The 11,515-nt window shown below is 40.7% G+C and carries 11 protein-coding genes and 1 tRNA gene; 1 reads left to right on the forward strand and 11 read right to left on the reverse strand.

Annotation, left to right across the window (positions count from 1 at the left end; genetic code table 11):
- Positions 1-242: 242 nt before the first annotated feature.
- From glmM to sigW, 5 genes are all read right to left on the reverse strand, one after another.
- Positions 243-1,586 (reverse strand): phosphoglucosamine mutase, encoded by a 1,344-nt coding sequence (glmM, locus tag JF53_RS03835; RefSeq protein ID WP_047980532.1) that lies wholly within the window; start codon positions 1,584-1,586, stop codon positions 243-245.
- 65 nt (positions 1,587-1,651) lie between these two features.
- The gene (locus tag JF53_RS03840; RefSeq protein ID WP_047980533.1) at positions 1,652-2,884 is read right to left on the reverse strand and encodes a CdaR family protein; all 1,233 of its coding nucleotides are present in this window, start codon (positions 2,882-2,884) and stop codon (positions 1,652-1,654) included.
- A complete protein-coding gene (gene cdaA, locus JF53_RS03845) occupies positions 2,877-3,698 on the reverse strand; it encodes a diadenylate cyclase CdaA (RefSeq protein WP_047980534.1) in 822 nt (273 codons plus the stop codon). The genes JF53_RS03840 and cdaA overlap by 8 nt, the downstream gene beginning before the upstream one ends.
- Positions 3,699-3,870: 172 nt before the next feature.
- Positions 3,871-4,512: a zf-HC2 domain-containing protein gene (locus JF53_RS03850; RefSeq protein WP_047980535.1), complete on the reverse strand. Its 642-nt coding sequence runs from the start codon at positions 4,510-4,512 to the stop codon at positions 3,871-3,873.
- A gap of 15 nt (positions 4,513-4,527) precedes the next feature.
- Positions 4,528-5,088 (reverse strand): RNA polymerase sigma factor SigW, encoded by a 561-nt coding sequence (gene sigW, locus JF53_RS03855; RefSeq protein WP_047980536.1) that lies wholly within the window; start codon positions 5,086-5,088, stop codon positions 4,528-4,530.
- A gap of 233 nt (positions 5,089-5,321) precedes the next feature.
- Here sigW and JF53_RS17165 point away from each other — a divergent pair, with 233 nt between their 5' ends.
- On the forward strand, positions 5,322-5,480 hold the full coding sequence (locus JF53_RS17165) for an aspartyl-phosphate phosphatase Spo0E family protein (RefSeq protein ID WP_083443537.1): 159 nt from the start codon (positions 5,322-5,324) through the stop codon (positions 5,478-5,480).
- A 50-nt stretch (positions 5,481-5,530) separates the two neighbouring features.
- Here the strand turns inward: JF53_RS17165 and rocF are convergent, their stop codons facing one another.
- From rocF to JF53_RS03885, 6 genes are all read right to left on the reverse strand, one after another.
- Complete coding sequence (gene rocF / locus JF53_RS03860) at positions 5,531-6,427, reverse strand: arginase (protein WP_047980537.1); 897 nt, start codon at positions 6,425-6,427, stop codon at positions 5,531-5,533.
- Positions 6,428-6,644: 217 nt separating this feature from the next.
- Positions 6,645-7,754, reverse strand: a complete 1,110-nt coding sequence (locus JF53_RS03865; protein ID WP_407944455.1) for a phosphomevalonate kinase — start codon at positions 7,752-7,754, stop codon at positions 6,645-6,647.
- Positions 7,738-8,736 carry a diphosphomevalonate decarboxylase gene (gene mvaD, locus JF53_RS03870; RefSeq protein WP_047980538.1) on the reverse strand — a complete coding sequence of 333 codons (999 nt, stop codon included), beginning with the start codon at positions 8,734-8,736 and terminating at the stop codon, positions 7,738-7,740. Before mvaD ends, JF53_RS03865 begins: the two co-directional genes overlap by 17 nt.
- A 32-nt stretch (positions 8,737-8,768) precedes the next feature.
- Complete coding sequence (gene mvk, locus JF53_RS03875) at positions 8,769-9,749, reverse strand: mevalonate kinase (RefSeq protein WP_047980539.1); 981 nt, start codon at positions 9,747-9,749, stop codon at positions 8,769-8,771.
- Positions 9,746-11,035 carry a hydroxymethylglutaryl-CoA reductase, degradative gene (locus JF53_RS03880; protein WP_047980540.1) on the reverse strand — a complete coding sequence of 430 codons (1,290 nt, stop codon included), beginning with the start codon at positions 11,033-11,035 and terminating at the stop codon, positions 9,746-9,748. Before JF53_RS03880 ends, mvk begins: the two co-directional genes overlap by 4 nt.
- 179 nt (positions 11,036-11,214) lie before the next feature.
- Positions 11,215-11,287 (reverse strand) — tRNA-Lys (locus JF53_RS03885).
- Positions 11,288-11,515 lie beyond the last annotated feature (228 nt).

Here is an 11,515-nt window from a genome sequence, read left to right on the forward strand (position 1 = left end):
TAAGCTGTTTGAAAAATGATACTTGTTACATAGTATAGCGTAATTTATTATTTTCTGACAGCTTCAATTACTTACATTTAGCATACCTTTTTGAGCCGGGAAACGCGAAGGGCGGAGGTTGGGTTTTATCTAGGTCCCGAGGCTGATTGTGATTGTTTCGGTTTGGCTTTAAGTGACAGGGGCTCTTACGGTGCTCAAAGACAAAAAAAGCCACCCTCCACAGAGAGCGGCTTCCGCAATTATTACACGCCTAATAAATCTTCAATTACTTTCGCGATTTGTTCGGTGTATTGTTCACATTCTTCTTTGGTTGGTGCTTCGACCATGACACGAACGAGTGGCTCTGTGCCGGATGGGCGTACGAGTACGCGGCCGTTGCTTCCTAATTGCTGTTCAACCTTTTCGATTTCTTGGTTGATGGTTGGGTCATTTAATGCTTTTTCCTTATCGGTTACTTTAATATTCTTTAAGACTTGCGGGAAGACAGTCATTTCACTCGCTAATTCAGACAAGGTTTTGCCTGTTTCCTTCATCACGTTTACTAATTGAATGGCTGACAGCATGCCATCACCAGTTGTGCTGTAATCTAGGAAAATAATATGTCCTGATTGCTCACCACCAAGATTATAGCCGCCTTTGCGCATTTCTTCCATCACATAACGGTCACCTACTGCCGTTTTATCACTGCGCATGCCGTTTTCTTCAAGTGCTTTATAAAAACCGATATTACTCATAACCGTTGAAACAACGGTGCTGTGGCGTAGGAATCCTTTTTCATTCATGTATTTCGCACAAATGAACATGATTTGGTCGCCGTCCACGATATTTCCTTTTTCATCAACCGCAATTAGTCGATCACCATCACCATCAAATGCAAGACCAATGTCCGCACCTTTTTCTAAGACGTACGCTTGTAGGGTCTCCGGATGTGTTGATCCTACACCTTCATTAATATTCAACCCGTCTGGGGATGCTCCGATTGTATAAATATCCGCTTCTAAGTCGGCAAATAAATGCATGGCTAAACCAGATGTCGCACCATGTGCACAGTCCAGTGCAATTCGTATACCATCAAAATCATTGTCAATGGATTCTTTTAGGAAAGAGAGGTACTTATGACCGGCTTCAAAATAATCCGCTACAACACCAATATCAGCGCCAGATGGGCGTGGTAGGTTATCTTCTTCCTCATCTAACAGCTTTTCGATTTCTTCTTCTTGTGCATCCAGTAATTTAAAGCCATCCGGACCAAAGAATTTAATGCCATTGTCCGCTACTGGATTATGGGATGCTGAAATCATAACCCCAGCCTGTGCACTGGTTGCTTTCGTTAAATAGGCAACTCCTGGTGTTGAAATGACGCCAAGGCGCATGACTTCTGCACCGATTGATAACAATCCAGCTACTAAAGCACTCTCTAACATATTTCCTGATATACGTGTGTCACGTCCGATTAACACTCTTGGTTTCGTTGTTTCCTTCGTTAACACATAGCCACCGAATCTTCCTAGTTTAAATGCTAATTCTGGTGTTAACTCTGTATTTGCTACTCCTCTTACACCGTCAGTACCAAAATATTTACCCATTTGTACCTCTCCTTTACATCCTGACTGGACGTTATTTAAGTACGTGAAACGATCCTGTCGTTTCTCTACGCTTCTTCTATGTGAATAGTTACCTCTTCTGTATCTGAACTGTATGTTACATTGTCTGGTCCTTCAATAATGAGAGGGACTTGATGCTCCCCCGTATCAAGTCCATCTACATTAATATATATACGAAAATCGTTAGCAGTTAAGTCACTAACATCTTGTTCATTTCCATTAACTGTTATACTTATCTTCTGGTCGTTTGGTTCCAAAAAATTAACCGAGAGACCATCCTCTAAATTATCAACTTCAATTGTATCACTATCAACGTCTCTCGTTCTCTCGAGCTGAACAGCTACCTCAATTTGATCAACACCTGGAGCTTGTACCCCATCTGGCAAAGCCAAACTCAACTCCAACGTGCCAGACTCGGTTAAATTATTCAAATTAATTGGCTCTGTCGCAACCTCTTCAATCGATTCTAAAACCTCCGACACAGCGAATACTTCTACCTCTTCCACATTTGCTTCCATGGAAATAATGGAGTAGCCTTCTGGCAATGTACCTGTGGTAGCCACACTGACCGGAACAGTCTTACTTGGATTTTCAATCTCCGCTGAAATCACAACCGTAGCCGGATCTACTCGTACTCCAAGTTCATTTCCTTGGCTATCGTAAACATTAACAGGAAGTTCCCGATTGTTAATTGATTCGGTTAATCCCGCCACATCCACGTAAACTTTTACAATCGCAATTCGATCAATAACTTCTTTAGAGCTTGTAATGGTGACTGTATCGGTATTTAGTTCATAATCACCAATTTGATACCCTTCTGGTAGCTTGTCTTCGTTAATGAAATCGACACTAACCTCGAATTCATTAGAAGCGCGTTCCTCAATAATGACATTGATTGTTTTCGGTTCAATATAGACGGCTATCTCATCGGAAATATCCTCGTATTGGATTTCAACCTCATGCTCACCTTCACCTAAACCGGTTAAATCAACAAAGACTTCAAAATTCTTCTGTTTCGCAACTGGTGTTATGTCACTTGTACGCCCTTCTAAAGAAACCGTAACCGTCTCGGGAACACCACTAACCACATATTTTTCACTATCTATTCGAATTCCTAGTGGAACATCCTCAATTGTCTCTGCTTGACTCGTTCCACCAAACGGAATGTTGCTATCATTGGACGTGTCAGCCTCCTCAATCGAAACAAACACATATAATAATATTGCAATCCCTAAGGAGAGTCCTCGGATAAACCATTTGCTTTTAAACCAATTATCCATGTCGTTTCCCCCTTAGTTTCCAAGGTTTCTTTTCGGAAGTTTTATGACCTGGCGATAAATTTTCCAGCAAAAAGTCTCGTAACCCGTCTTGATCTAAATCCCGGCGAAGCTCACCGTTTTTCGTCCCTGAGATGCTACCTGTTTCCTCGGATACTACGATGGTTAACGCATCGGTAACCTCACTGATTCCCATTGCAGCACGGTGCCTCGTTCCAAGCTCTTTTGAGATAAAAGGGCTTTCGGATAATGGCAGGTAACAAGCAGCTGCAACAATCTCATCTTCCTTTATAATAACTGCACCATCATGCAGTGGTGTGTTTGGCGTAAAAATATTTGTAAGTAGCTGGTGTGTTAATTTCCCGTTAATTGGGATACCTGTTTCGATGTATTCGCCGATTCCCGTCTCACGTTCAATCGTGATGAGCGCACCAATACGACGTTTGGCCATATAGTTACAAGAATGTACGATGTCGGTGATAAGCTTATCAAACTTCTCTTCTTCTGACCTCGTGCCTCTTGCAAATAAATTACCCCGACCAATCTGCTCTAGTGCCCTTCTCAGCTCTGGTTGGAATAAAATAATAATCACTAAAAATGCCCAATCAATAATCTGATCGGTCGCCCAGATTAAGATCTTCAAATTGAATAACATCGCAAACATACGAACAACAAAAACAACGACAATACCTTTTAATAATTGAATTGCCTTTGTTCCTCGTATTAACATGATTAATTTATATAAAACATACCAGACGAGACCTATATCTACGCCAATTCTTAGTAGGTCTAAAATCCCGAAATCCCCATTAGGCATGTCTGCACTTCCTTTTATACATCGATTTCTCTTCCCGTCTATACAAAATACCGTAATTATTATATCACATTTTGTATCGTAATACGTTAGTCGCACGATTGTATTTTACTTAAAATGAGTCCATCTTTCTATTCTTAAGATGAACAAAAAACCTGGTCAGTAACCAGGTTTTTTAATCACCAAATGAAAATATCCCTTCGAACAAGTTTTGAATATGGTACCAAACCCACTCAAATATGCGGTCTACTTCCTTCAGTTCTCCATTCACTTCTCCTACCGAAGCCATCAGTCCCTCACTATCCAGACCTTTGTCTTCTACTAATTGACCATTGATTAACGTCACATTCCCATTGACCGTACCTTCTATTTTTAAGTTTCCATTATGCACAACCAGATCGCCATCGACGGTCACACCTTCTGGAACGATTACCGTATCACCTTTAATAATTAGATTCTCAGGGTTTGATACGGTTAATTTCGTATCTTGCTCCCATGCGGAGAATAACCCTGTAAACATGAAGATGAAAAAGATTGCCGCTGCAGTAAGTGCAGGATGCATTTTAAACCATCGCAAATATCTCATTGCTTTCTTCTCAACTGGTAAATGCTGCATGACCTTCTTCGCAAAATCATCTGGTGCCTTGACTCTTTCTGTGCTTTGAATTAAGGTAATTGCTCGTTTTAATTCCTGGAGATGTCTTTGGCAATCCAAACAACCTTCAAGATGCGTTTTTAAACGAGACTCTTCTTCTCGTGTAATATCGCCATCTAGATGACCATGCATTAACTGCAATGCTTCTTTATTACAATCCAACTGGATTCACTCCTTTTACACATGACGAAGCTTTTTACGCAAAGCTTCCCTACCGCGGTGAATTCTTGTTTTTACCGTCCCAAGTGGGATATCTAATATATCACTTATCTCCTGAAGAGAAAAGTCTTCTAAATAACGCAGCATAATGATACTACGATATTTTGGTGGAAGCTGTGCGATTTGCTGTTGAATATAGGACTGTAGCTCAATCCCTTCCACTTCATCCTCTGGAAGCTTTTCATCTGCAGCTAATTGTGAATACATGTCTAGCCCATCGGTACCTTTTACCTCAGCATCGAGATAATAGTCCGGTTTACGTTTACGCAGTCGGTCAATCGTCAAATTCGTCGCAATCCGATACAACCAGGTTGAAAACTTTCTGTGTTCATCATAGGAGTGGATATTGACATACGCACGGATAAATGCCTCCTGTGCAATATCCTCTGCTTCATGCACATTCCCCAGCATTCGTAGGCAATGTTGAAAAATCCTATCCTGATAAAACATTACCACATCTTCAAATGCAGCCTGATCCCCTTTTTTAACCTGTTTAATTTTCTCTCTTATTAATTCCATCACATGTACCTCCGCCTGATGCGGTATTTAACCTTACGATTTAGTGAGAAAAAGGTTTCGTTTTTTTCTAGAAAAATTTTTAAAATATATGGTTACTCATAAATAGAAACATTTTCCATTCCATTATAACGTATTTTCTCGTAAAAAATATCGATTTTTCTAAATTTACAGTTGCAATGCAACAATTTATTCGGGTAATATAGTTTAGTGTATAGAAATAGGGGGAATATATAATGGATAAGCATTTACTGCAAAAAATAGAACAGTGCCGAAAAGAACTGATTGCACTAAGTGTATCGCACCATTTGACGTCAGATGTCATGGTGGAAGCTAGCAGGAAATTGGATAAACTGCTTAACGAATATCGCGTCCGTAACATTACCAATAATTAAAGAAAGAAAAGACATCAATATAAAATTAATGCCTTTTCGTTTTTATAGGCTTATTTCAGCTTTTCACCAAATAACGAGCCCATTAATCCAACAGCTAATGTAGCTGTTTTATTTTTTTCATCAAGAATTGGATTTACTTCTACAACTTCTAATGAAGTGATTAATTCAGATTCGGCTAGCATTTCCATTGCTAAATGACTTTCTCGATATGTCATTCCACCTAACACTGGAGTCCCAACACCAGGTGCCTCACTAGGATCCAATCCATCAAGGTCAAGGCTGAGATGTACTCCATCCGTTCTTTCTTTTAAATAGGAAATCGTTTCTTCCATCACAGCAGACATGCCCATGCGATCGATTTCATGCATGGTATACACTTTAATTCCTTTTTCGCGAATTAATTCCCGCTCACCCGGATCTAAGGAACGCGCACCAACAATGACAATGTTCTCAGGCTTAATTTTTGGTGCATAGCCAAATAGATTGGTTAGTTTTTCGTGACCAATACCAAGACTTGCCGCTAGTGGCATGCCATGAATATTACCAGATGGCGAGGTCTCACTAGTATTTAAATCACCGTGTGCGTCATACCAAATAACCCCGAGATTTGTATAGTGTTTCGCGATTCCCGCTAAACTACCAATTGCAATACTGTGGTCTCCACCTAAAATTACTGGAAATTGATCCTTTTGTATTTCATCATCGACCATCTGTGCTAATTTTTCGTTAGCTTCTATTACTTGTTCTACGTTTTTTAGTTTACTTTGATCGTCTACTTGCGCAGGACGATTAATTGGGATATCCCCTAAATCATGTACGTTATATGTTAGGCTTTCTAATTTTTCGATAGCGCCAGCATACCGGAGTGCACTTGGCCCCATGTCTACTCCTCGACGGCTTTGGCCGAGATCCATTGGGACACCTATTAAAGAAATATTGCGTTTCATTTTACTGCCACCTCCAAGTTTATTTTACTTAAAATAGTTGAACGACTCAACTCGACATTTTTTTGAATATTTATACATGTGAAAAATGGAATTAAGAAGCTTTTTACCCGCTTCGGGAATAGACTTCACTGATTTAGCGTTCTATTCATTTCATGGTGTATGCATCTACACATAAAAAAATAGGTATCGTCATCCTGGACGATACCTGCTTTCTACTCTATATGGCTTTTGCTCCATTAGGGTATGGAAGTAGATCTAACGGGATGATTCCTTGTTGGCGCCATGCTTCTGCTAATTTCTTGGCACTTTCTGCTGAAGGCATAAAAGCAATGCCACAGTCTCCGCCGCCGGCTCCTGATTGTTTGGCTGCTCCACCAAATTCTTCAGCTAAATCACATAATGTTTTAATAACGGTTGTTTCTAGTTCCGTGTGCGCTTCTTTTCCAACCGTTACTAATGCTGCTCTATTTTGTTTGATACCTTGCTTAATTGCCGTAAAATCATTATTTTCTAAACCGTTTAGAAACATCATCACAGCCGCTTCACTAGACTGCAGAAATGCCTGATAGGCTGTTGGTTTACTCGTTCGCAAGCGTAAAATACGCTCTACCAAATTACCGGTTGAGGCCGGACTACCTGTCCACCCGATACAGAGGTGTACATCTTCTGATAACGCAATCGGTTTTACTTGATAATAAGGCCAATCCATATGTAGTAATTCCATAATGGAATTCGCTTGCTTATATTGCGTTCGTAGCCATTCTGCCTGGAATGAGGCATAATTTAAGATTCCACCAAAGGTTGAGGCAGCAACATCTGCACCCGACCCATTTCCCTGTGCCTTCACATGGGAAATAGCAGCTAGCTGAAATACTAGTGACGGATCTGGCTTATCATATAGATGGTGCTGTAGAATAGCGGTGATAACTCCGACTACTACAGCCGCACTGGAACCAAGTCCGTATTTTTTGCCTGTTCCTTTATCATCTAAGTCACTGTTTACCTGCATCGAAAAGTGTGTTAACGGAATAGCATTTTCCTCTAGGTACATACACGCTACTGTCATGGCTTCCTGAACAAAATTCACCCGATTATCAGCAGAACGGATCGTTACTTGATTTTCTTCAAAGTCCCACTGTAAATCTGTCAGTTGAAATTTCTCCAAGGAAATGAGATTCCGCTCGCTTTTAGCAATTGTCACCTCAATAAATCGGTTAACGGCCATAACAGCTAAATTATGATGTGGTTCTAGGACAGCAAACTCCCCAGCAATCATCAGCTTACCTGGAACCTGAATGGTCAGCATGGAATTAGACAATCGTCTCATCCCCTAAATAGGTTATCCCCTGTCCAACGCGACTTAATTTCACATCGGTTACACCTGGAACTTCCCGTAGTGTCGTTTGTACTAGCTGCTCGTGTTCTGGCAAATATAAGACTTTTACATTTGGGCCAGCATCAATAGTGAAGTATGCTGGTATTCCCTGTTCTCGTAATTGCTGGACGGTTTGCATGACAGTAACAGTGGTATCCAACCAATACGTAAATGGCGGGCTAGCACCTAGTGTTGTTGCATGCATTTTTAAACAATTGGCCTCTGCAATTGCACCAACCTGTTCGATATCTCGATTAGCAATCCCTTGTTTGATCGCTTCCAGATCACTTGGTATGCTTTCAATCCAGCCATTAAAAAATGGTGATGTTTCAACCGTTCTTCGCATTCCTGCTCTACTGGAAACCTTTTTCATTTTCGACGATAAAACAACTGCTGCTACACGAATATCCCAATGGTCCTTAGGCGCTATTTGGATGGCAAATGAATCTGAACCATCCTCCTTCTCCCCTTTTTCCCATTCAGCAAAGCCTCCGAATATCGAACGACAAGCAGATCCTGAGCCTTGACGAGTCAATCGTGATAATTCAGAATCAGATAAATCCAGCCCGATTGCACGACTGGATGCAGCAGCAAGTGCAGCAAAGCCTGAGGCAGATGATGCAAAGCCAGCAGCTGTTGGCACTGCGTTTATCGAACGAACCTGGGCATGAATAGGTTTTCCAGCAAGCTGACGGACTAAATCTAAGAATTGAGTGACACGATGATACTGTTCTCCCTCTACTACCTCATCATTTAAATAGAACGTATCATGCGTAAGACCTTCATCGAACGAAACATTTGTTGTTGTATAAAACCCATCTAATGTAACAGATAGACTATTATTTGTTGGTAAAATTAATGACTCATTTCGCTTACCCCAATACTTAATTAGGGCAATATTCGTATGTGCTTTCGCTTTCGCTGTCGCTTTCATTCCTGTTCCCCTTTTTGCGATGCCGTTTTTCTTTAATCCTGTTTTCTCAATACAAACGGCCAAACAGCATGCGCACCAAACTCTTTTAGCTTCTCTGCTAACTGACTTGAGTGAAGTTCATTCTTTGCTAGGGCAATGATACAACCACCATTTCCACCGCCTGTTAGCTTGGCACCTAAGGCACCTTCTTTTCGGGCAAAATTAATTAATCGGTCTAACCCGTCATCACTTACACCAAGTGCCGATAATTCCTTTTGTGCCTCATTAAGCATTTGACCCAAGAGATTCTTGCCTGCCTTTTCTAATGCATGTTTGGCAAGATGCGTAAGCTCACCAATCCGCTCCATTTTCGAATGGATTTTTTTCGGTGCTTTTTTCAGTAAGTGTGCAACAGATTCCACCGCTGAACGAGTATCACCAATACGACCTGAATCAGCCACAATAAAATGAAAATCTTCATTCGGTCGGATGTAGCTAATCGCTTGCTCTTTTTCAAACCAAACCGGTGATTCTGAAGTAATGGTTAGTGTATCAATTCCACTCGGTGAACCATGGGCAAACTTCTCCGCTATATTAGCAAATTGCAATAACTCTTGTTCTGTATAGTCTACTTGTGCATAGGAAAATAGTGATCGGATAATGGCGATCGCTACTGACGCACTAGAACCTAACCCTTTTCCTGGTGGGATAGAAGAAGTCACGCGAATAAGCATATCTCGCTTTGGTAGTCCTAAATACTGTAATGTGGCATGAATACTATTCACAATTCCTTCTAATGCAAGTGGTGCTGAGTCCATTGGCCCTTGATAAAAGGTACTATCAAAGGTAATCGAACCTGGCTTATGCTCGATTACTGACTCGACACCTACTAACGGAAAAGGGATTGCAATTGCAGGTTGTCCGTGTACAACTGCATGCTCGCCAATTAAGATTAATTTGCTATGGGCAATACCTATTCCATTTTTTTCTGCTGTTATTAATTTATCGGTTATTGTTACTTTTTCTGCACTCATTTTGTATATTGTTCCACCAGTTCTTTAGCTTTACCTACACGGATCTCTTTTTCGCTTATTAATTTCTCAGCTATAATATCGATCATCTCCCCAGTTGCGCCTGCAGCTATTGCGACAGAACGGGAATGCAGAGCCATATGCCCCTTTTGTATTCCATCTGTCACTAACGCCTTCAATGCACCAAGATTTTGAGCCAAACCTACAGCTACAATCACTTGCGCTAGCTCCGACGCAGATTCTATTGCTAATATTTTATGCGCAATTTGTGAAATCGGATGAACACGAATCGCACCACCTACCGTCCCAATGGACATTGGCAATTCCAATTCACCAACCAGATTTCCTTCCTTATCTACAGACCATTTCGTCATTGAGCGATAGCTTCCATAACGGGATGCGTAGGCATGTGCGCCTGCTTCCACAGCACGCCAGTCATTCCCTGTGGCGATTACCACTGGGTCTATCCCATTCATAATCCCTTTATTATGTGTAACAGCTCGGTAAGGATCTGAATCTGCAAATTCAAATGCATGCACGACACCATCACGAACCGCCTCACCAGAATATTCGCCAGTAACTAATAATTCTGGGGGTATAACACATTTTGCTCGTGCAACACATCGATCAGCATAGTTCGATAAGATACGCAAATAAACTTTTCCAGATGTAATTTCTTCAATGGTAGGTGCCAATGATTCCACCATCGTATTGATAATGTTGGCACCCATTGCATCACACGTATTAATGTATAAGTGAACCACAAGCATTTTTCCGTAATTGGATTCAGGAGAATCATTAAGAATCCGCACATCCAAATCCTTCGCTCCGCCACCTCTTTGAACGATACTTGGGTATGCTTGATTGGCAGCCTCCATTAGTTCATTCTTCATTTCCAATACTGCTTGTTTTGCAACATCATAATCAGCGCATCCAACAACCTGGATTTGCCCAATCATAACTCTTTCCGTTGCTTCAGTTGTAAATCCTCCAGCATCACGAACAAGTTTCGCAATATGGCTGGCAGAGGCTACCACAGATGGCTCCTCAACCGCCATTGGTATAATATATTCTTTCCCATTAATTAAGAAGTTCAATCCTAAACCTAAAGGTAGTGGAAATGTTCCCACCACATTCTCAATCATCTTATCTGCAGTTTCGATTGGCAATGCTTGTCGCGAAGATAATACCGCTAAGTCATCCTCTGTGAGACCAATTGTCTCATTCAATAACTCTCTTCGTTCTTCTACTGTCTTCTTATAAAATCCAGGAATCCTAGAAGATTTCATACCAACCATCCCTTTATAGTATCTATGATTAAACACATTGTTATGAACAAAAAAATGTTCCAATTTCATTGCCAATAAAATGAATTACTCTATCTATTATGTTAAAAAAAAGCGCAAAATGCAAATAAAACAAGGTTGCTACGATTAACAACCTTGTTTTTCATTTGCATCAAATATGATGAGCCATGAAGGATTCGAACCTTCGACCCTCTGATTAAAAGTCAGATGCTCTACCGACTGAGCTAATGGCTCCTATTAAAAATATATTATATTACATAAGTAGCTTTTAAAATTCAGCTAAGTGATTCACGTAGCATATTCGAAGCTGTCTCGCTCCAAAGTGCTCGTCGCTTCTGCAAACCATTGAAGCAATGCTCCTCGCAAGCCTGCACATAGTAGTAATTCAAGATGTTGGCGGCTCTCTACCGACTGAGCTAATGGCTCCTATTAAAAATATATTATATTACATAAGTAGCTTTT

It is taken from the genome of Ornithinibacillus contaminans (assembly GCF_001038425.2).
GTDB lineage: Bacteria > Bacillota > Bacilli > Bacillales > Amphibacillaceae > Ornithinibacillus > Ornithinibacillus contaminans.